At 67.4% G+C, this 20,817-nt stretch carries 22 protein-coding genes and 1 pseudogene; 13 read left to right on the top strand and 10 right to left on the bottom strand.

Going from position 1 to position 20,817, the window contains the following annotated elements; translation table 11 throughout:
- Window positions 1-135 precede the first annotated feature (135 nt).
- From N2M23_RS00865 to N2M23_RS00880, 4 genes are all read left to right on the top strand, one after another.
- A complete protein-coding gene (locus tag N2M23_RS00865; RefSeq protein ID WP_265442607.1) occupies window positions 136-861 on the top strand; it encodes a hypothetical protein in 726 nt (241 codons plus the stop codon).
- Window positions 862-979: 118 nt separating this feature from the next.
- Window positions 980-1,957, top strand: a complete 978-nt coding sequence (gene trxB / locus N2M23_RS00870) for a thioredoxin-disulfide reductase (RefSeq protein WP_265442608.1) — start codon at window positions 980-982, stop codon at window positions 1,955-1,957.
- Window positions 1,958-2,020: 63 nt separating this feature from the next.
- Complete coding sequence (gene trxA / locus N2M23_RS00875) at window positions 2,021-2,350, top strand: thioredoxin (protein ID WP_265442609.1); 330 nt, start codon at window positions 2,021-2,023, stop codon at window positions 2,348-2,350.
- 125 nt (window positions 2,351-2,475) lie between these two features.
- Complete coding sequence (locus N2M23_RS00880) at window positions 2,476-3,102, top strand: superoxide dismutase (protein ID WP_265442610.1); 627 nt, start codon at window positions 2,476-2,478, stop codon at window positions 3,100-3,102.
- A 69-nt stretch (window positions 3,103-3,171) separates the two neighbouring features.
- Here the strand turns inward: N2M23_RS00880 and N2M23_RS00885 are convergent, their stop codons facing one another.
- The 8 genes from N2M23_RS00885 to rpmH form a co-directional block, all read right to left on the bottom strand.
- Window positions 3,172-4,335 (bottom strand): ParB/RepB/Spo0J family partition protein, encoded by a 1,164-nt coding sequence (locus N2M23_RS00885; protein ID WP_265442611.1) that lies wholly within the window; start codon window positions 4,333-4,335, stop codon window positions 3,172-3,174.
- A gap of 34 nt (window positions 4,336-4,369) precedes the next feature.
- Window positions 4,370-5,488, bottom strand: coding sequence for a ParA family protein (locus N2M23_RS00890; protein WP_341870570.1), 1,119 nt, complete (start codon window positions 5,486-5,488; stop codon window positions 4,370-4,372).
- 41 nt (window positions 5,489-5,529) lie between these two features.
- Window positions 5,530-6,264, bottom strand: a complete 735-nt coding sequence (gene rsmG, locus N2M23_RS00895; RefSeq protein WP_265442613.1) for a 16S rRNA (guanine(527)-N(7))-methyltransferase RsmG — start codon at window positions 6,262-6,264, stop codon at window positions 5,530-5,532.
- 10 nt (window positions 6,265-6,274) lie between these two features.
- Window positions 6,275-6,808, bottom strand: coding sequence for a Jag family protein (locus N2M23_RS00900; protein WP_265442615.1), 534 nt, complete (start codon window positions 6,806-6,808; stop codon window positions 6,275-6,277).
- A gap of 88 nt (window positions 6,809-6,896) precedes the next feature.
- Window positions 6,897-7,955: a membrane protein insertase YidC gene (gene yidC / locus N2M23_RS00905; protein WP_265443850.1), complete on the bottom strand. Its 1,059-nt coding sequence runs from the start codon at window positions 7,953-7,955 to the stop codon at window positions 6,897-6,899.
- Between the two features lie 13 nt (window positions 7,956-7,968).
- Window positions 7,969-8,247, bottom strand: a complete 279-nt coding sequence (gene yidD, locus N2M23_RS00910; protein WP_265442617.1) for a membrane protein insertion efficiency factor YidD — start codon at window positions 8,245-8,247, stop codon at window positions 7,969-7,971.
- The gene (gene rnpA, locus N2M23_RS00915) at window positions 8,244-8,600 is read right to left on the bottom strand and encodes a ribonuclease P protein component (protein WP_265442618.1); all 357 of its coding nucleotides are present in this window, start codon (window positions 8,598-8,600) and stop codon (window positions 8,244-8,246) included. The genes yidD and rnpA overlap by 4 nt, the downstream gene beginning before the upstream one ends.
- Before the next feature lie 29 nt (window positions 8,601-8,629).
- Window positions 8,630-8,767: a 50S ribosomal protein L34 gene (gene rpmH / locus N2M23_RS00920; RefSeq protein WP_171152134.1), complete on the bottom strand. Its 138-nt coding sequence runs from the start codon at window positions 8,765-8,767 to the stop codon at window positions 8,630-8,632.
- Window positions 8,768-9,253: 486 nt separating this feature from the next.
- Here rpmH and dnaA point away from each other — a divergent pair, with 486 nt between their 5' ends.
- Together dnaA and dnaN are read left to right on the top strand one after the other, a co-directional pair.
- Complete coding sequence (gene dnaA / locus N2M23_RS00925; RefSeq protein WP_265442619.1) at window positions 9,254-10,714, top strand: chromosomal replication initiator protein DnaA; 1,461 nt, start codon at window positions 9,254-9,256, stop codon at window positions 10,712-10,714.
- 672 nt (window positions 10,715-11,386) lie between these two features.
- On the top strand, window positions 11,387-12,517 hold the full coding sequence (dnaN, locus tag N2M23_RS00930) for a DNA polymerase III subunit beta (RefSeq protein ID WP_265442620.1): 1,131 nt from the start codon (window positions 11,387-11,389) through the stop codon (window positions 12,515-12,517).
- Between the two features lie 18 nt (window positions 12,518-12,535).
- Here dnaN and N2M23_RS00935 read toward each other — a convergent pair whose 3' ends face one another.
- Window positions 12,536-13,150: an NAD(P)-dependent oxidoreductase gene (locus N2M23_RS00935; RefSeq protein ID WP_265442621.1), complete on the bottom strand. Its 615-nt coding sequence runs from the start codon at window positions 13,148-13,150 to the stop codon at window positions 12,536-12,538.
- Between the two features lie 47 nt (window positions 13,151-13,197).
- On the opposite strand from N2M23_RS00935, the gene N2M23_RS00940 reads away from it, so the two are divergent.
- From N2M23_RS00940 to N2M23_RS00955, 4 genes and pseudogenes are all read left to right on the top strand, one after another.
- Window positions 13,198-13,680: a MarR family winged helix-turn-helix transcriptional regulator gene (locus N2M23_RS00940; RefSeq protein ID WP_265442623.1), complete on the top strand. Its 483-nt coding sequence runs from the start codon at window positions 13,198-13,200 to the stop codon at window positions 13,678-13,680.
- 120 nt (window positions 13,681-13,800) lie between these two features.
- A pseudogene (gnd, locus tag N2M23_RS00945) lies at window positions 13,801-14,715 on the top strand (phosphogluconate dehydrogenase (NAD(+)-dependent, decarboxylating)); the annotation flags it as partial.
- A 271-nt stretch (window positions 14,716-14,986) separates the two neighbouring features.
- A complete protein-coding gene (locus N2M23_RS00950) occupies window positions 14,987-16,285 on the top strand; it encodes a DUF3422 family protein (protein WP_265442625.1) in 1,299 nt (432 codons plus the stop codon).
- 18 nt (window positions 16,286-16,303) lie between these two features.
- Entirely contained in the window at window positions 16,304-17,098 is a 795-nt protein-coding gene (locus N2M23_RS00955) for a class I SAM-dependent methyltransferase (RefSeq protein ID WP_265442626.1), read from the top strand.
- On the opposite strand, the gene N2M23_RS00960 is transcribed toward N2M23_RS00955, so the two are convergent.
- Window positions 17,058-18,113 (bottom strand): alpha/beta hydrolase, encoded by a 1,056-nt coding sequence (locus tag N2M23_RS00960; protein ID WP_265442628.1) that lies wholly within the window; start codon window positions 18,111-18,113, stop codon window positions 17,058-17,060. The genes N2M23_RS00955 and N2M23_RS00960 overlap by 41 nt on opposite strands.
- A gap of 97 nt (window positions 18,114-18,210) precedes the next feature.
- On the opposite strand from N2M23_RS00960, the gene recF reads away from it, so the two are divergent.
- The 3 genes from recF to N2M23_RS00975 all read left to right on the top strand — a co-directional run bounded on the left by recF (window position 18,211) and on the right by N2M23_RS00975 (window position 20,814).
- Entirely contained in the window at window positions 18,211-19,359 is a 1,149-nt protein-coding gene (recF, locus tag N2M23_RS00965) for a DNA replication/repair protein RecF (protein WP_265442629.1), read from the top strand.
- Window positions 19,349-19,888 carry a DciA family protein gene (locus N2M23_RS00970; protein ID WP_265442630.1) on the top strand — a complete coding sequence of 180 codons (540 nt, stop codon included), beginning with the start codon at window positions 19,349-19,351 and terminating at the stop codon, window positions 19,886-19,888. Before recF ends, N2M23_RS00970 begins: the two co-directional genes overlap by 11 nt.
- A gap of 101 nt (window positions 19,889-19,989) precedes the next feature.
- Window positions 19,990-20,814 (top strand): hypothetical protein, encoded by an 825-nt coding sequence (locus N2M23_RS00975; RefSeq protein ID WP_265442631.1) that lies wholly within the window; start codon window positions 19,990-19,992, stop codon window positions 20,812-20,814.
- The last annotated feature ends 3 nt before the right edge of the window (window positions 20,815-20,817 follow it).

Raw genomic sequence — 20,817 nt, forward strand, 5'->3', positions numbered from 1 at the left:
TGGAACCCTGCTGCGCGCCGCGTCGTCATACCCGCGACTGATGTTGGACCCCCTGACACCGCCCCGCCGGCTGGCGAGGCGGAACCCACGCCTGGCATTTGTCGTCTCAGTTCCTGACTCGATTGGAGGAATGCCGTGACGACGCCGCCATCTGAGGACTTCGACCAAGACCCGACCGGCATGCGCGATCTGTTGCGCTCACTGCCCGACCCCGGGCCGATGCCCCCTGCCGTGGCCGACCGCATCACTGCCGCACTCGCCCGCGAGCAAGAGGCTCGCGCCGGCGACGACAACTCGAACGTGACGCCACTTGCTCGCCCCGCGTCCTCCGGTATGACGGGGGCCCCGCGCAAATCCGCCTCCCGCCGGCCGATGCAACTCGTCGGTGGGCTGGTCGCGGCCGCAGCGGTCGCGGCCGTCGCCGTGGTCGGCATCAACTCGCTGAACAACGATCAGGCCCCGACCTCGGCGGTCCCGTCCGCCGGTGCTTCCACCTCGCTCAGCAACGCCCAGTTGGCAGGGAAGGTCAAGGTGGCCTCGACCGGCACCGACTACACCAGCGCCTCGTTCAATGCGCAGGCGGCGAGCATGGCCGGGGACACTGCGTCCGGCACCCCTGACCCGGCGATCGTGACGCAGTTGGGGTCCCTGGCTACCCCGGAAGGCATCGCCACCTGCGCTCGTTCGGTGGGTGGCTCGCTGCTCGACGACCCCGACGACATCAAGGTCGACCTGGCCCGCTTCGACGGCAAGCCCGCCCTTGTCGTGGTCGTCCGCAAGGGCACCACCGAGACCGCGTTCGCGGTGTCGACCACCTGCAGCAAGGGCACCACGCCGTACGCAGCGCCGCGCACGGTCTGACCCGGACATGCCCGCAGGAGGCGGGCCTCGCCCCGCGGAACATCCGCCGCCTACGATCTGTTGTGCTGCATGAGGTCCGGTGAGCGGGCCTCATGGCCTCAACCCCGAAGGACGTTTCGTGAGCGAGCCTCGCAATCTGATCATCATCGGCTCCGGCCCGGCCGGTTACACCGCTGCCGTGTATGCCGCGCGGGCCAACCTGCACCCGTTGGTGTTCGAGGGTTCGGTGACCGCAGGTGGCGCACTGATGAACACCACCGAGGTGGAGAACTACCCCGGCTTCGCCGACGGCATCATGGGCCCCGAGCTGATGATGCAGATGCGCGAGCAGGCGGAGCGCTTCGGTGCCGACCTGGTCCGCGACGACGTCACCGCGGTCGAGCTGGACGGTCCGATCAAAAAGGTCACCGACGGTGAGGGCAACGTGCACGAAGCCCGTGCGGTCGTGCTGGCGATGGGGTCGGCATACCGCGAGCTCGGCCTCGAGGACGAAAAGCGGCTCTCCGGGCACGGTGTCTCGTGGTGCGCGACCTGCGACGGCGCGTTCTTTCGCGACCAGGACATCGTCGTCGTCGGCGGCGGCGACTCCGCCATCGAGGAGGCGACCTTCCTCACCCGTTTCGCTCGCAACGTCACCCTGGTGCACCGCCGCGACGAGCTGCGCGCCTCCAAGATCATGGCCGAGCGCGCGCTTGCCAACGACAAGATCGACTTCGCCTGGAACAGCGAGATCGCCGGCATCCAGGGCGACCCGAAGGTGTCGTCGATAACCCTGCGCGACACCCGCACCGGCGACACCCGGGAGCAGGACACCTCGGCAGTGTTCGTGGCGATCGGGCACATTCCGCGCAGCGAACTTGTCGTGGGTCAGGTGCAGACTGACGCCGAGGGCTACGTGCTGACCGGCGATGGCACCACCGCGACCAACGTCGAGGGCGTCTTCGCGTGCGGCGATCTCGTCGACCACACCTACCGACAGGCCATCACCGCTGCCGGCACCGGCTGCGCGGCCGCCCTTGATGCCGAGCGCTTCCTGGCCAGCCTGGAAGCTGCCGGCCGACCCGCCGTCGACGCGGCACAAACTGTCGACGCCTGATCGTCAATCCTGATAGATACCAACGCAATTCAGCGCCCAAAGTATGACGAAAGGACTCATGTCATGAGTGCAAACACCGCCGACACCTCCGACGCGACCTTCGAGGCGGACGTGCTCAAGAGCGACAAGCCGGTGCTGGTCGACTTCTGGGCACCCTGGTGCGGTCCGTGCAAGGCGATCGCGCCGATCATCGACGAGATCGCGGCCGCCAACACCGACAAGCTCAAGGTCGTCAAGCTCAACACCGACGACAACCCGCAGACCTCCGCCAAGTACGGCATCACCGGCATCCCGACGCTCAACGTCTACTCCGGCGGTGAGGTCGTCAAGACCATCGTCGGGGTCATGCCGAAGCCGAAGCTGGTCAAGGAGCTGGAGCCGTTCATCGGCTGACCCTTTCGCTTCATCGGGCGGCCCGGCATACCAAGTTGGTATGACGGGCCGCCTATTTCATGTAATGCCAACGGTTTTCGGCGTCCGGTGTTCACATGCGAACAAGTCGCATATAGAGTTCTGGTATGGCTGACTACACCCTCCCGGACCTTCCGTACGACTACGCAGCCCTGGAGCCGCACATCAGCGGCGCCATCATGGAGCTGCACCACGACAAACATCACCAGGCCTACGTGACCGGCGCCAACACCGCGATCGAGCAACTGGCGGATGCCCGCGACAAGAGCACGTTCGGCGCGATCGGCACGCTCGAGAAGAATCTTGCCTTCCACCTCGGTGGGCACGTCAACCACAGTGTCTTCTGGCCGAACATGTCACCGGACGGTGGCGACAAGCCCACGGGAGAGCTGGCCGCGGCGATCGACGAATACTTCGGTTCGTTCGACGCCTTCCGGGCCCAGTTCGAGGCCAACGCACTGGCCATCCAGGGGTCGGGCTGGTCGGTGCTCGGCTGGGATTCACTGGCCGCCCGGCCGTTCATCTTCCAGTTCTACGACCACCAGGGCAACCTGCCGACCGGCATTGCCCCGCTCCTCATGCTCGACATGTGGGAGCACAGCTACTACCTGGACTACAAGAACGACAAGGCGTCGTTCGTCAAGGCCTGGTGGAACATCGCCAACTGGGCCGACGTGCAGGACCGGTTCGACCGCGCGCGCCAGCAGACCAAGGGTCTGATCCTCCCCGGCTGAAGCGACCCCACTCCGCAGACGGCCCCGCTTGTTTCACGGGAAACAAGCGGGGCCGTGGCGTCTGTCCGATCAGTCGCGGGCGACCCCGAGCTGATCCATGATGCGGTTCAGGTCATCGACTCCGGCGAACTCCACGGTCACCTTGCCACGGCTCTTGCCCATCGCGATCTTCACCCGGGTGTCGAGCCGATCGGCAAGGGACGCCGCTAGGTCATCCAGCTCGGGATGCTGAGCAGTCTGGTTGGTCGCACGCCGGGTTGCCTTCTCCTTGTCGCCACCGAGCGCGACGATCTCCTCGGTGCTGCGCACCGACAGACCCTCGGCGACGATTCGCTGCGCCAACCGCTCCATCGCGGCAGCGTCGGGCAGGCCGAGCAGCGCCCGCGCGTGGCCGGCCGACAGCACTCCGGCCGCGACCCTGCGCTGCACCAGCGCCGGCAGCTTCAGCAGGCGCATGGTGTTGGTGATCTGCGGACGGGACCGCCCGATTCGCCCGGCGAGTTCGTCGTGGGTGCACGAGAAGTCGTCCAGCAACTGCTGGTATGCCGCTGCTTCCTCGAGCGGGTTGAGTTGTGCTCGATGCAGGTTCTCCAGCAGCGCGTCCCGCAGCAGGTCATCCTCGCTGGTGCTACGCACGATCGCGGGGATCGTGCCGTTACCGGCCTCCCGACTGGCGCGCAGTCGCCGTTCGCCCATGATGAGTTCGAACGAGACGCCGGCTTCCTGCGCCGTGGCGGGATCCAGCGGCCGCACCACGATCGGCTGCAACACCCCGACGGTGCTGATGCTGTGCACCAGCTCGGCCAGGTCGTCCTCGTCGAAGACCGTCCGCGGCTGACGGGGGTTGGGCCGGATGTCGGTCACGTCAAGCTCGGCGAAGGCGGCACCGGGCACTGCCCGCAACGTTTCCTCGGGCTCATCCGCCGTCACGGCCGGCTCCGCCACCGATGGGACCGCACCCGGATCGATCGTCGTTGACCCGGCAGGCCCAGCCTCGACCCCGGACTTGGCTTCGGTCGACCCGGAATCGGCGGGGAGGTCCGTAGCCACTCGCTCGGCCGGTGCGGCGGTGTTTCCCGTGAAACCAGCAGCCTCGACCGGCTCAGGCGCCTCCGGTTTGCGGGTGCCGTCCGGGAAGAACACGTCCGACGGTCGTCCCGCAGCTCCCTGCGCGGGCGCCGTCGGGATCAAGGCGCCCAGACCGCGTCCCAGCCCTCGCCGCTTGTCACTCATCAGTGGTCATGCCTTTCGTCTGGGGCCGGACGGATCAGTTGCCGGACTCTATCGACTCGATCTTAGGCAGTCGCGTCGCAAGTTCCTTGGCAGCCTCAAGATAGGACAGCGCGCCGCTCGACGACGGGTCGTAGGTGAGCACGGTCTGACCGTGACTCGGCGCCTCGGAGATGCGCACCGATCGCGGGATCGAGGTTTTCAGCACCCGGTCGGGAAAGTGCGTGCGCACTTCCTCGGCCACCTGTGCTGACAGGCGCGTCCTGGCGTCATACATCGTCATCAGGATGGTGGACACGTGCAGCGCCGGATTGAGATGCGCCTTGATCAGCTCAATATTGTTGAGTAGCTGACTCAGCCCCTCCAGGGCGTAGTACTCGCTCTGGATCGGGATGAAAACCTCGGTCGCCGCCACGAACGCGTTCACGGTGAGCAGACCCAGACTGGGCGGACAGTCAACGAGTACATAGTCGAACACCCCGACGGTGCCAGGGGTCTGCTGGTAGTGGTCGATCGCCCGCTTCAGGCGTGACTCACGGGCCACCAGCGAGACCAACTCGATCTCTGCACCGGCCAGGTCGATCGTTGCCGGCGCACACCACAGACCGGGCACGTCCGGGCACTCCTGGAGCACACTAGCCAGTTCGTCTCCTTCGACGATCACGTCGTAGATGCTCGGCACCTCGGCGTGGTGATCGATCCCGAGCGCGGTGCTGGCGTTTCCCTGAGGGTCGATGTCGATGACCAGCACCCGCAGCCCGGATTGGGCCAGCGCAGCCGCCACGTTCACCGTGGTGGTCGTCTTGCCGACACCACCCTTCTGGTTGGCGACAGTCAGCACCCGCGGCTGATGCGGCGGGCGCACCTGCGTCTGCTGGACCCGATCGCGACGCTTTGCCTCGGCCAGCAGCGCGTCGGCCAGTGGCGCGGTGTTGGTTGTTTCACGTGAATCCGGCCCTTCGGCGGGGTCGGTGGGCACGGATGTTTCCCGTGAAACGTCGTCGTCAGACTGGCCGGTGCCCGCGGGCACGGGCGCCAGCGGTCCGATCGTGACCGCGGGCTGCAGTGTCGCGGCGTTGCGCCAGCCCACCGGCTGTGTCGACCTCGGTTGCGGTTCGGTGGGCAACCAACCGGTGGGCTGAGAGGTGGTCGTCACGAGCAGTCTTTCCTCTTCGTCTGGGCTGACCTCGGCAACACTCAACGGTGGCTGTTGCCACCCGTGCGTTTCGCCTTCGGTTTCGGTTTGGCGCCGCTGCGGCCACGCACCCGGCGCGGCTTGCCGACATGCAACTTGGCCACGGTAGTCGGTTCGTCCAGCAGGTCGACACCGCACTCGACTACTTCGATGCCGTCGACGCCGACGGCCCGGAGCACGGTCATACTCTGCTCGATTTCCGCACCCACCGACGCACCCTTCATCGGCAACCACAGGCCACCGGGTCGCACCAGCGGGACCGACCACTTGGCGAGGTTCTCCAATGCGGACACCGCGCGAGAGGTGACGACATCGGCCGCCGGAAGCTTGTCCCACAACTCCTCGGCCCGGCCGCGCGTGACCGACACGTTCGACAACTCGAGCTCGTCGATCACCTCGGTCAACCAGCTCACTCGTCGCAGCAGCGGTTCGACCAGGGTGACCTGGAGATCAGGGCGGCGTATGGCGATGACGAGCCCGGGTAGACCGGCTCCGCTACCGACATCGGTCACGGTGACGGAGGGCTCGAGAAGTTCAGTCAGCACCGCGCAGTTGAGGATGTGCCGGTCCCAGATACGCGGGGTCTCACGCGGCCCGATCAGGCCACGCACCACCCCGGAGTCGGCCAGGAGTTCGGCATACCGGACGGCGACCGGCAGCTGCTCCCCGAAGATCGTGGCGGCAACGGCAGAAGGTGCCGGAGGAGGTGCCGGCGCCGCCGAGGGCTCCGGTTTCACGTGGAACGCCTCAGCCAACCGGCAGAACGACGACGTACCGACGCGGCTCCGCACCCTCGGACTCCGAGGTCAGCCCACCGGCGAGGACCGCATCGTGCACGACCTTGCGCTCAAAGGCGCTCATCGGTTCCAGCTCGACCCGCTCGCCGGATGCCTTCACCGAGGCGACGGCCTCCTCGGCCTGCTTCACCAGGGCGGCGCGACGATCGGCGCGGAATCCCGCGATGTCCAGCATCAGTCGGGTACGCACGCCGGTTTCGGCCTGCACCGCGAGCCGGGTCAGTTCCTGCAGTGCGTCCAGCACCTTGCCGTCCGCGCCGACCAGGCGGCGCGGGACACGGCCCTCGTCGGAGTCGACGATCGACACCGACGCACGGTCACCGTCGACGTCGACATCGATGTCGCCGTCCAGATCGGCGATGTCCAGCAGAGTCTCCAGAAAGTCCGCGGCGATCTCGCCCTCGCGGTCCAGGTCGACCGCGGGCGCTTCGGTGACATCGGTCGCGGTGTCCTCGCCGGTCGGCTCGGTGGTCACGTCAGTCATTCACTTCTCCAGTTGCATCAGGTGAATCAGAGTCTTCGGGCGGGGCCGGGCAGCGGCCCCGCCGAGTTCGCCAAGCGGGCGGAACGGGCTAGCGTTTGCGCTTCTTGTTGTTCCGCTTCGGCTGCACGCGTTGGCCGCCGGCCTTCCCAGCGGTGCCTCCGTCTGCGGTCACCAATCCTGGTGAACCGGCCGGCGTCTTCGGCTTGCTGAGATCGACCGAGTCATCCTTCTTGCCCGCGTCGTCGGCGTCCCCGTCCTTGTGCAGACCGGGGATGGTGAGTTTGGTGATCGGCTTGCCCTTGGCAGCTCGGCGCGCCTCAAGCGCCTTCTCCGCGGCGGAGCCCGGTGCGGGCATCCGACGGATGGTGTAGAACTGCTGGCCCATCGTCCACAGGTTGGTGGTCACCCAGTAGAGCAGCACACCGATCGGGAAGTTCACACCGGAAATCGCGAAGAAGACCGGCATGATGTACATGATGTACTTCTGCTGCTTCGCCAGCGGGTTGTCGAGCGCCGAGGCGGGCATGTTCTTGCGCATCAGCTGGTGCTGAGTGGTAAACACCGTGACCGACATGATGATGATCAGCACCACGGTGAGCACGCGGACCGCGCTGATTGGCGAGTCGCCCGGGTGCATGAAGGACGACGACAGCTGCGCGCCGAAGAGCGTCGACTTCTCGGCTTGGCTGGCCAGGTCCTGCGTCATCCACCCGATCGGGTCGGTCTTGCCCGAACCGATGTCCTTGAGCCGGTTGAGCACCCGGAAGAGCGCGAAGAAGAACGGGGACTGCAGGAGGATCGGCATACACGACGAGAACGGGTTCGTGCCCGTACGCCGGTAGAGCTCCATCGTCTCCTCAGACATCTTCTGACGAGACTCGGCGTCCTTCTTGCCCTTGTACTTCTGCTGGATCTTCTGGATCTCCGGCTGAATGAGCTGCATCCGTCGAGAGGACTTGATCTGCTTGACGAAGAGCGGGATGAGCAGGATGCGGAGGACGATCACCAGCCCGACGATGGACAGCGCCCAGGTCCAGCCGCCGTCGGACGGCATGCCGATGGCAGTGAAGACCTTGTGGAACCCCACCATGACGAATGCGACGAACCATTCGAGTGGGTAGAGGATCGTGTCGAAGAAGTCGTAGATGGCGAGGTCCTTGTCAGTTAAGCGGGGCCGGCGTGTGGGCGCCGGCGGAGCCCGCGTTGGCCTTAGGCGGAACGTGGTCGACGCCGCCCGGGTTCCACGGGTGGCACCGAAGGAGGCGACGCAGGGCCAGCCAACTGCCCTTGATCGGCCCGAAGCGGGTCAGCGCAGTGATCGCGTATGCCGAGCAGCTCGGCGTGAAGCGGCAGGTCGGCGGCAGGAGTGGGGAGAGCACCAGTTGGTAGGCCCGCACCAACCAGATGAGCGGTAGCGCCAGGAGCCGGCCCAGGTTCATCGGCGGCACCCCCCGCGCTTGGTCGCCTGCGTCAGCAAACGATCGAGCTCGGTCCCGAGGTCTGCGGACGAGTGGCCCGCCGCGGCCGGGTTGGCCCGGACGACCACGTCGGTGCCAGGCGGAAGCATCGCCAACCGGGTCGCCATCAAATGGCGCAGGATCCGCTTGGTCCGATTGCGGACCACCGCGTTACCCACCGTCTTGGAGACCACCAAGCCGACGCGTGGCGAGGCCGAACCGGTTGCGGCGACCGTCACCACCAGCAGCTTGCTCGCTGCCCGGCCAGAACGACGACTGCGCAACACCGCGGAAAAATCCGCGCTGTCGCGCAGTCGGTGCTCGACCGGCAGCATGCTCGTGGCCGCAGCGTGGTCGGTTGCCCTCAGGCCGAGAGCTTGGCGCGGCCCTTGGCGCGGCGAGCCGACAGGATGCTGCGGCCCGCGCGGGTCCGCATCCGCAGGCGGAAGCCGTGCGTCTTGGCGCGGCGGCGGGTGTTCGGCTGGAAGGTGCGCTTGCTCACTGTCGTCTCCGTCGGATACATCTGCGGGCAGGTCGCCCGGGTGGTGCAGGGTCAGGGATCCTCGCCGTGCATCCGAGGTCTGGATGACCGCACCTGCGCAAGACTCGCGTCGACCAGTCGACTGGTCGGCGTCAAGGCAGGCGGAAGCAAGGAAGTTCCGATCCACGATACGGGCGGCGCCGTAGCAGGGTCAAACCGAGCGAGGGCGGCACGAACCACGGGCAAACCGACGATTCAAGAGTCACATTCGGCACCGCCGCCACTCGACACGCCGAGGGGCGCCGAAAATGTCGGGTCGCGGGTTGCCGTCGGCGTCTCGAAGTTGTTAGCGTCGCATCTTCCGCGCCGGGCCGCTGCCCTGGCGATCTGTTGGCCTCCCTCTATACACAGGCTGTGGATAACTCTGTGGACGAACGGCTTAGCATGTCTCTTCGGAGCGACCCTCCACCGCATGACCCACCGCCTGCAGCAGGAGGACCAAGCCCCGTGAGCGACACCGAGATCGACCTGGCCCATGTCTGGCACGGAGCGTTGCTCGCCATCGAGGATTCCGGCATTCCCGCCCGCGACCGCGCCTATCTGCGGCTGACCCGGCTGGTCGGCCTCGTCGGTGATACCGCGCTGCTGGCGGTGCCCTTCGACCACACCAAGGTCTTCGTGGAGACCACCCTGAACGAGCCGGTATGCCGGGCGCTCGGTAACGGTCTCGGCCGCGACGTTCGGCTGGCGGTCACAGTCGACGAGAGCCTGCGACCACCTGAGGACGAGGTGGTCGAGCCGACTCGGGCGCCCGCCGCTTCGCCGACGACAGCGACGGCCGACGAACCGGCCGAGGACCTCTTCACCGCGCAGACCGCACCCCGGCCCCGGGCAGCCGAGCAACACGCTCCCGCCTCCGTGGTCAACCTGCAGGACGCCCGGCTCAATCCGAAGTACACCTTCGACACCTTCGTGATCGGCGCCGGCAACCGCTTCGCCTGCGCCGCCGCCCAGGCCGTCGCCGAGACACCGGCCCGCTCCTACAACCCGCTCTTCGTGTATGGCGACAGCGGTCTCGGCAAGACCCACCTGCTCCACGCGATCGGCAATTACGTGCGCAACTACTACCCGCACATGCGGGTGCGCTACGTGAACTCCGAGGAGTTCACCAACGACTTCATCAACTCGATCCGCGACGACAATGCGCTCAGTTTCCAGAAGCGCTACCGCGACAACGTCGACGTGCTGCTCATTGACGACGTGCAGTTCCTGCAAGGCAAGGACGGCACGCAAGAGGAGTTCTTCCACACCTTCAACGCGCTGCACAACAGCGACAAACAGATCGTGCTGACCTCCGACCAGCCGCCGAAGATGCTGTCAGGCCTCGAGGACCGGATGCGCTCGCGATTCGAGTGGGGCCTGACCACCGACGTGAAGCCGCCGGACCTGGAGACCCGCATCGCGATCCTGCGCAAGAAGTCGGTCGCCGACTCGATGCAGACACCCGACGAGGTGCTCAGCCTGATCGCCAGCAAGGTGCCGAGCAACATCCGCGAGCTCGAGGGGGCGCTGATCCGGGTGACGGCATACGCCTCGGTGTCCAATCAGCGGGTGACCGAGGAGCTTGCCGCGCACGTGCTGAAGGACCTGGTGCCGAGTGCGAGCGCCGGCCAGATCACCGTGGCGACGATCATGAGCCAGACCGCGAAGTACTTCGACCTGTCCGTCGAGGAGCTGTGCGGGTCGTCGCGCTCGCGCACGCTGGTCAACGCGCGGCAGATCGCGATGTATCTGTGTCGGGAACTCACCGACCTGTCCCTGCCCAAGATCGGCCAGCAGTTCGGCGGCCGCGACCACACGACCGTGATGCACGCCGAGCGCAAGATCAAGCAGCTGATGGGTGAGCGGGCCAACCTCTACGAGCAGATCAGCGAGCTGACCACCCAGATCCGGCGGGCCACCACCTGACGGGTTGGTGCCCATCCGCGAGGCCCCGCGAGCGACCCCGTCGCCCGCGGGGTTTCGGCTTTCCACAGCCGCTCCCACAGAAATCTGTGGACAACGCACGTGGCCGGTGTGACTGATGTCGTCATCCACAGGTGCCCGTCGGCACCCGTCCCTACCGCGTCAGCCCGCCGGATTCGGGCCGTTCATCCGGCGTTCATCGGGTCGGTGGACCGAACCCGCCGCGAACGATTGTCCCCAGCCTGTGGATAACCCTGTGTGCAACGTGCGTTCGATGGCGCACCGCACACCCGCACAACATCCACATCCTGGTTGTGGTTTGCGTCCTGGAACCTGTGATTTCTCCGGTATGACGGGGCTCGCTGCGGTGCACGACCTGGGGACGACCGGATCGCGTCCCCAATCCCCGCAAGTTATCCACAACGCAGCACACACGCTGCCCACACCCGTTATCCCCAGTACCGCAACGCAGGACGTAGTTATCCACAGAATCCACAGGTGCTACTACTCCTACCAACCAAGAAAACGATGCGTTTCACGCATTGCCCACTGCCGTCCCGCTCGCCTATTCGGGACCCAGGGCATTAGGGTCGACCTGCCGTGGCACGCATCGCTCGCGTCACACGGCCGGCCCGTCATACCGCGAGGCCCCCACGCAACAAGGATGGTTTGCACGTGAAGCTCGTCGTCGATCGCGATGTCCTGGCCGAGGCCGTCACCTGGGCGGTGCGCGGCCTGTCCAACCGGCCGCCGGTCCCGGTGCTGGCCGGCGTGCTGCTGGACGCGAACGACGAAGGCCTGACCCTCAGTGCCTTCGACTACGAGGTGTCGGCCAAGGTCACCGTTGACGCCCAGGTCGACGAGCCCGGTCAGGTGCTGGTGCTGGGCCGACTGCTTGCCGAGATCTCACGGTCGCTGCCGAACAAGCCGGTCACGATCAACGCCGACGGCCACAAGGTCGAGGTGACCTGTGGTTCGAGTCGGTTCTCGTTGCAGCAGATGCCGACCGCGGATTACCCGACGCTGCCTACCGCGCCGGAGCCGACCGGTGCGATCGCCGGTGATGTCTTCACCCAGGCGGTCTCGCAGGTCGCGATCGCGGCCGACAAGAGCGACACCCTGCCGATCCTGACCGGGGTCCGGCTGCAGATCGAGGGTGACAAGCTGAGCCTGCTGGCGACCGACCGCTACCGCCTGGCGTTGCGTGAACTCACCTGGAATCCCACCGAATCCGATGCCGACCAGGTCGCCCTGATCCCGGCTCGCACGCTGTCCGACACCGCCAAGGCGTTGGGCGCGTCGGGTTCGGTGCAGATCGCACTCGGCTCCGCGGCCGGCGGCGAGGGCTTGGTCGGGTTCGAGGCCGGGCAGCGTCGTACGACGACGCGGTTGCTCGACGGCGAGTACCCGAAGGTCACCTCGATCTTCCCGACCAGCGTCGACACCGTGTCGGTGATCGAGACCAGCGCACTCACCGAGGCGGTGAAGCGTGTGTCGCTGGTCGCCGAGCGCAACACGCCCGTGCGGTTGCGATTCTCCGAGGGACAGGTGGCGATCGAGGCCGGTCAGGGCGACGACGCGCAAGCGTCCGAGGCGGTCGAGGCGACGCTCACCGGCCCGGAGCTGGAGATCGCGTTCAACCCGCAATTCCTGCTGGACGGTCTCGGTGCGATCGGCACGTCATTCGCTCGGATGTCCTTCACCCAGCCGTCCCGGCCGGCGGTGCTGTCCGGTCAGGCCGAGGCGGACGGCGACGCCGACGAGTCCTACCGCTACGTGCTGATGCCGGTGCGGTTCGCCAGCTGATCCGGCGGGGAGCTGCCGTCAGTTCGCGACGAAAAGCAGCTGCCGTCGCAGCTCGGGCCGGTCGAGCGCATCGAGCAGCGCTGCCGCCAGATCGGCGTGCGTGATGCTGGCACCTTCGGGCCGAGCGCCGATCTGATACGCGCCGCGAGCGCGACCAGCGGTCAGCCGCGGCGGACGCAGACAGGTCCAGTCGGCCGTGCTGCCCCGAAGCTCCGCCTCCATCCGCCGCATGTCCGTGTAGGTCGCGCCGAAGAAGCGCCACAGCACCGCGGCCACGATCCGCTGCGGCAGTGGCAAACTGGCCCGCGGCGCCACCGGCGCGGCCGAAATCACCGACAGTGGCCGGTCTTCTCCGAGAGCAGCCAGCACATTGCGTATGCCGCGCGAGTACAGCTCGGTCCGCTCGCGGCTGCTGCCGTGACCGACGGCGAAGACCACCGCATCCACGCCGTCCAGCGCGGCTCGCACCGCCGCCGCGTCCGTCACGTCCACCGCCTGCGCGCTCACCCCGGCCGGCCACGGGTGAGCGGTCGCCGACCGCGCGATCGCCCGCACGAGGAGGCCACGCCGCACCGCCTCCGCCACGACTGCCCGGCCGGTGTTCCCCGTCGCACCACACACCGCAATCTCCATGATTGTCACTCTAGGTGACAATCACTGATGACGCTACAGTTGCGTCGGTGGACACGGTGCCCTACGCGAACTCACTGTCCTTCCTGCTCTCGCAGGTTGGCGCGCACTCTGCCCGCCGCTTCGCCGAAGCCCTCGTCGGCGCCGGACTAACGCCCCGTGAGTTCGCCGCGTTGAGCAATCTGGTGGAGTTCGGGCCGCGCAATCAGCAGCAGCTCGCGGACGAGCTCGGCATGCACCGCAACAACGTGGTCGCCCTCGTCGATGCCCTCGAAGCCGCCAAACTCGTGCGCAGAGAACGCAATCCGCGGGACCGACGGTCGTTTGTCCTGCAGCTCACAGCGACCGGCCGGCGCCGACTGGAACGCGCTGCGCGGATCGTGCCGGACCTGGACCACGAACTCGGCGCCGTCCTGACCAAGTCTGAGCAGGCAGCCCTGGTGCGGGCATTGCAGACGCTCGCCGACACCGCCGGCCTGACACCCGGCATACATCCGCACCTCGCCAGCAACCGGCACACGGACCGGACCTGAGCGGACCGCGCGTGGTGCGTTGTTGCCCTTCAGCAGGTCGGTCTCGGGGCACCAACTCAGCACCGGGTCCGCGGGAGTAGCGTTTGGGCGCGATGACTTCCCGCTTCCAACGAAGGGCGTGACATGCAACTCGGACTGATCGGCCTGGGCAAGATGGGCGGCAACATGCGTGACCGCCTGAAGGCCGCGGGCATCGACGTGATCGGCTACGACACCAACCCGGAGATTTCCGACGTCAAGGACTTGAAGGAACTCGTTGGCAAGCTCGAGGCCCCGCGCAATGTGTGGGTGATGGTGCCGGCCGGCAAGGTCACCCAGTCGGTGATCGACGAACTCGGCACCCTGCTCGACAAGGGCGACCTGGTGATCGACGGTGGCAACAGCAAGTTCACCGACGACGCCAAGCACGAGAAGGAGCTCGCCGAGAAGGGCATCGGCTTCGTCGACTGCGGCGTCTCCGGAGGGGTCTGGGGCAAGGAGAACGGTTACGCGCTCATGGTCGGCGGCTCGCCGGAGAACATCGAGCGCCTGATGCCGGTCTTCGACGCGCTGCGCCCCGAGGGCCCGCGCGACGAGAGCTTCGTGCACGCCGGCGACGTCGGCGCCGGCCACTACGTGAAGATGGTCCACAACGGCATCGAGTACGGCATGATGCAGGCGTATGCCGAGGGCTACGAGCTGCTCGAGGCCAAGGAGATCGTCAAGGACGTCCCCGCCGCGTTCAAGGCCTGGACCCGCGGCACCGTGGTGCGGTCCTGGCTGCAGGAGCTCACCGCGGCCGCGCTCGCCAAGGACGGCAACCTCAGCGGCATCGAAGGCTTCGTCAACGACTCCGGCGAGGGCCGCTGGACGGTGCAGGAGGGTGTCGAGTACGGCGTCCCGATGCCGGTCATCTCCGGCTCGCTCTACCAGCGGTTCTTCTCCCGCCAGGGCACCGACTCCCCCGCGATGAAGGCGGTCGCCGCCATGCGCAACGAGTTCGGTGGCCACGCGGTCACCAAGAAGGGCGAAAAGGGCGTCGTCACCGACCACTGAACTGAATCTTCTGCTCCGACTCCTCGCAGGTCAGGCAGGAACTCGGCTCACTGCGTTCGCTCGAGTCCCTGCCTGACCTGGTCGTCGTCGCAGCGGTCCTCTGTGGCATTCCTCGCAACGGAACCTCTGCTCCGCGGCGCCCCCACCGAGAGGCCCACGAGAGCGGCCCGGTTTCGTGGACCTCTCGAGGCCGTTGTGGGCCGCTCGATGTGTGGTGATCGGGTCGGCCGCTTGGGCCGCCGGAGGACGTGATCGTCGCTAGGGTTTCGCCGTGACTGTTGAGGTCGAACACCCGCAGCGGCGGCCACTGCTCGACGAGCTGCACGCTCGTGCCGCGCCGCGTTTCAGCGCGCCGGCGCGAGTGGTCCACCTTGCGCTGAAGGCTCCCGGGGACGCCGCGGCCCGCGATCGCGCCGAGGACCGGCGGATGCTGTCCGAGCTCGCCGGCGAGCCGGTGCCGGACCGGCGCAGCTTCGAGTTCGAGCGCCGCGGCTACACCGTCGACTGGGAGAACCACACCGAGTACGCCGGTTACACCGCGCTGCTGCGCAACAACCGGTCGGCGCCGTTTTCGGCCGATCCGAGCGCGCTGTTCCCCACCGAATGGGAGACCTCGAGCCCCGCGCGACGCATCGCAGCCGTGGTCATCGAAGTGCTGCCGATGCCCGCCGACGACACCGAGCTGGTCAGGCAGGTCGAGCAGTGGCTCGACCCGCGACGCACCGTGATCATGCGAGTGCTGGACGGCACGGCAGTCATCGCCGGCGACTTCCGTCCGGACGAGTACGGCTATACCCGGTTCGTCGTCTTCGTCTCCCCCGACACCGGGCCCGGCCGCACCGGATACACCGTCCAGCGGTTGCTCGACCTGGAGACCTACCGGGCGTTGGCAATGATCGGCTTCCTCGACTCGCGGGACCTGACCACCAAGCTCAACCACCTCAACCCCAAGCTGCGCGATCTGGTCCACCACGTCGACTCCGAGGAACGCAACACCGAGGAGGTCCTGCACGAATTGCTCACTCTCACTGAGCAATTGGAGGCGCTGGCCATGCAGAACGACTTCCGGCTCGGCGCCACCCGAGCGTATGCCGCCATCGTCGAGGGTCGTCTCGACGCCCTCGGCGACGAACGCTTCCGTGGCCGTCAGACCCTGCGTGACTTCCTGGCCAGGCGCTACGAACCGTCGATCCGGACCGCCTTTGCCGGCGAGGCGCGCCTCGACCGGATGCTCAGCCGGGCCAGTCGTGCCGGAGACCTGCTGCGCACCCGCGTCGACGTCTCCCGGACCGCGCAGAATCAGAACCTGTTGCGCTCACTCGACGAACGCAGTGAAACGCAGCTCCAGTTGCAAACGACCGTCGAGGGCCTGTCGGTCATCGCGATCAGCTACTACGCGATCGCACTCCTGTCCTACCTGCTGGCGCCGTTCGCCGAGGACTACGGGTTCAACAAGGCATGGGTGCTGGCCTGCTGCGTCCCTGTCGTCGTGGCCCTCACCTGGCTCGGCATGCGGGCCGTCCGGTCGCGCATTCACCGCCGCATGTCACACCCACCACACGACCATTGACATGGGGAGCTTTCGGGTATGACGAATCGAGCGACCAGCTTCGGGGCGGTCGCTGCGGCATACGAACGCTTCCGGCCGGGCTACCCGGACCAGCTGGTCGACCTGGTGCTCGACTACACCGGGCGGCCGGTGCGCACCGCGCTGGAGATCGGTGCCGGCACCGGCAAAGCCACCCGGGCCTTCGCCGGCCACGGCATCGCCGTCACTGCAACGGATCCCGACGCCGCCATGCTTGCCGAGCTGCGTCGGCACGTCCCGGAGACCGTCACCGTCAGGCAGGCCACTCTCGAACAACTGGAACAACTCGACGACCCGAACCAAGCCCGCGGCTTCGACCTGATCTTCGCCGCCGCGGCATTGCATTGGACGGATCAGGCGACCCGATGGAGCCGCATCGCTCGATTGCTCAGCGACACAGGCGTTTTCGCGTCCTTCGGTGGCCCGATGGATCTCGCCGACCCTGATCTCGACGACGCGGTTGCGCAGATCACCCGGCCCTATCTCGGGGGCGACCACCACATTCCCGCACCGGACGGCACCGCGGCCGACAGTGCGATGCAGTGGCCCGGTAGCGAGCTGCTGACGGTGAGCGGGTTCATCGACATACGGCAGGAGACGATAGCGCGGGAGATCCCGATGAGCCGCGAGGACTTCATCGGTCATCTCGGGACGATCTCGGCATACCTGCAACTGACCGACGACGACCGTGCCGCGGTCTTCGCGCAGATTGGCGCCGTCCTGCCGGAGCAGGTCGCCCTCCGAGCGGACCTGATCATCCACCTGGCGAGGCGAGCACTCCGTTCAGCCAACTGAACAGCGCCGGTTCCAGACGGTTCCAGGTCTGCCAGTTGTGACCCCCGTCGGACAGCACGTATGGCGGTGCCAGCGTCGTCGGCGGCCGCACCGCGGCGGCGAGCGCGGCGATGTTGGCCGGCGGGCTCGACACGTCCTGGGCACTGGTGGCCGCGAAGAGTTGCACCGGCGGGCGCTTCCTCGCCAGCACTAGCGGCGCATTCGCCTCGCGGGTCGCGGAGTCGGGGAGGATCGACGGGTCACCGGCGAAAGGGTCGGCGTTCATGGCGGCACCGATCCCGAACACCTTCGGATATTGCATCGGCAGCTTGATCGCGCACAGACCTCCGGTCGACAGACCCACCAACGCCCAGGCACGCGGGGCCCGCTGCACCCGGAAATGCCGGTGCAACACCCCGGGCACGTCTTGCGCGAGCCAGGTCGCGACCTTCGACTGCGGGGTGTCCGAGCAGTCGGTGTCCACCCCGCCCGGCATGATCTGCGGCATCACCACCAATGCCGGCTTCATCCGGCCGTCGGCCATCAGCTTGGCGAGCCGCCCCGGCATACCGCTGCGGTGGATCCAGTCGACCGGCTCTCCGGGATCACCGTGCAGCAGCTCGATCACCGGGAAATTCCTTTTCCGATAAGCCTTTTCGTCATACTGCGGCGGGGTCCAGACGATCACCTGCCCGGCCAGCCGCGAGTGCGGTCCGCGGAAGAAGGTGCTGACCGTGCCGCCCTCGAAGCGGGTGAAGTCGGCGGTCTGCGGCGGCGGCCCGGACATCACCAGGTGCGATGAGGTGTCGGTGCCGAGCAGATCCGACCATGAGGCGTAGAGCCCGTAGTGGTTGTTGACCCAGGTGCCGGCCACCGCGATCGCGCACGCCTGACACAGCATCAGCAACACCAATCGCTGCCCGACGCGGAGGAGGCCCGGTCCGGGCACCCGACTCCACAGCAGCAAGGTCAGCACGGCCATCAGCACCGTGCCCGCGATCAGCGCGTAGTAGAACGCATCCCCCGTCAGGCTCACCTGCCGCACGCTAAGCAGCGTCCCCGAGCGTTGACTGGGTATCGGCTGGATGTCGCTGGGGCCGATCGCGGGCTGGACGGCTCCTAGACTTGGCGGTGTGTTCGTCCGTCACCTGACCCTGCAGGACTTCCGGTCCTACGAGTCGGCCGACCTCGAATTCGCCAGTGGGGTCACGACATTCGTCGGTCTGAACGGGCAGGGCAAGACCAACATCGTCGAGGCACTCGGCTATCTGGCGAGTCTCTCCTCACACCGGGTCGCCCAGGACGCGCCGCTGGTGCGCGCCGGGGCCGGGCAGGCGATCGTGCGGGCCGCGGTCGTGCGTGACGACCGGGAGCAGCAACTCGAACTCGAGATCAACCCGGGCCGCGCCAACCGGGCCCGACTCGGCCGGTCACCGCTGACCAGGCCCCGCGACCTGCTCGGCAATCTGCGCACGGTGCTGTTCGCACCCGAGGATCTCGCGCTGGTCAAGGGCGACCCGAGCGAGCGGCGGCGCTTTCTCGATGGCCTGCTCGTTGCCCGGCAACCGCGCTGGGCGGGGGCGCGCGCCGACTACGACAAAATTCTCAAGCAACGCAATGCGCTGCTGAAAACCGCTCGTACCGCTACGGATCGGCAGTCAGCGCTCTCGACGTTGCCGGTGTGGGACAGCCACCTGGCCAAAGTCGGCGCCAACCTCGTCTACGCCAGATTGCGCCTCCTGCGGGACCTGCAGCCCTACCTGCAGCTGGCGTATGACGAGGTGAGCGCGGGCCAGTCGGACGCGCGGACGTCATACAAGAGCTCGATGTATGACGAGCTCGCCGAGCAACTGGCCGCCGGGGAGGTGCCGGAGGTGGGTGAGCTCGAAGCCGGGTTCGCCAAGACGTTCGAGCAGCAGCACCGGGCCGAGGTCGAGCGCGGTCAAACCCTGGTCGGCCCGCACCGGGACGACGTCGTGCTGCAACTCGGGGCGTTGCCGGCGAAGGGCTATGCCAGTCACGGCGAGTCGTGGTCGTTCGCGCTCGGACTGCGGATCGCGGCCTTCCAACTCCTGCGGCACGACCTCGGCACCGACCCGGTGCTGGTGCTCGATGACGTGTTCGCCGAGCTCGACGCCGGTCGGCGACGTCGCCTTGCGCTGATGGTGGCCGACTGCGAGCAGGTGCTGATCACCGCGGCCGTCGGCGACGACGTGCCCGACTCGTTGACCGGCGCCACCTTCACCGTCACCCTCGGGAAGGTGACACCCGATGACCAGTGACGAGCCGGAGCCCACGGACACCGAACCCGAAGACGCGCTCGATGCAGCACGGGATGCACTGCGTCGCGCCCGACTGACCGCACGGGACAAGGGTTTTCGCCCCGGCGGTCCGGTGCGTCGCCGCGCTCGCAAGGCGGCCGACCTCGGCACCGGACGGGCCCGGGACGATGGGCGGGACCCCGGGGTGCTCGGGGACCAGCTGGACCGGTTGTTGGTCGACCGCGGCTGGCAGGTCGACGTCGCGGCGGGTTCGGTGATGGGCCGGTGGGCCGAGATCGTCGGCGCCGACGTGGCCGCCCACGCCCGACCGGTCACCTTCACCGACGGGGTGCTCACCGTGCGCGCCGAATCCACCGCGTGGGCCACCCAGCTGCGGCTGCTCAGCTCGACGTTGCTGGGCAAGATGGAGCAGGCTGTCGGGCCCGACGTGGTGCAGGAACTGCGGGTCGTGGGACCCAACGCACCGAGCTGGTCCAAGGGACCACGCAAGGCACACGGCGGTCGCGGACCCCGTGACACCTACGGATAAGTAGTTGCTGAGGACCGTCGCCGACAGTTGCCCGGTCACCCCTGCCACCGCTTACAGTGAACTCGTTTTGCACACCGGCACCGGCAGGAAGCAGTAGACACGTGAGTCATGACCAGAACGGTCAGGACGGAAAAGACCCGCGCGGGGGCCGGGACGAGTTCGACCATTTCTTCACCGACCGTGACGCGCGTCGCGCGCAGCAACGCGACCCGGACGCAACCGCCTGGGCCGAGGGTGGCTACGACCAACCGGCCTCCGGCGATCCCTATGACGACCGGACCCAGACCGCGCTGCCCCCGTCATACGACAACGGGCAGGGGTATGACGACCAGCACAGCTACGTGCAGCCGCCGCGTCCGGACGAGGACTACTACGGCTATGAGCAGCAGGGCGGCCCCTACTACGGGCAGCAGCCGCCGCGCCGCCGCGGCAACATCTGGGCGCCGGTGGCGGTCATCGTCGCCTCGCTGCTCGTGGTCGGCGTGATCGCCGCGATCGCGCTGAACCGGTCGGGTGACAGCGGGCAGCAGGCCAATTCGCCGCTGCCCACCCAGACGGTCACCAAGACCCAGACGCAATCGCCGAGCGAGCAATCGCCGAGTTCGACCGACAGCTCGTCGTCCTCGGAGTCCAGCAGCTCCAGCCCGAGCAGTTCGCAGTCGTCGGCCAGTTACGCCACCGCCCTGCCCGGCTCGGCGAGCCCGTGCCCGGGCAGCGCCGACTACGGCGTCGGTCCGCGCACGACCTGTGCGTTCGCCGCGGTGGTGGCCACCAAGTACAACTCCGCCAAGGACAGCGACGGCAACGCCTCCTTCTCGGCGACCTCGCCGGAGACGCGCAAGTCGTATGACGTGACGTGCACCGCGGGCGACGTCGTCACCTGTGTCACCACCACCAACGCCACCGTCTACATGTTGCGCAAGTAGCCG

Source organism: Flexivirga meconopsidis, assembly GCF_026162425.1.
Classification (GTDB): domain Bacteria; phylum Actinomycetota; class Actinomycetes; order Actinomycetales; family Dermatophilaceae; genus Flexivirga; species Flexivirga meconopsidis.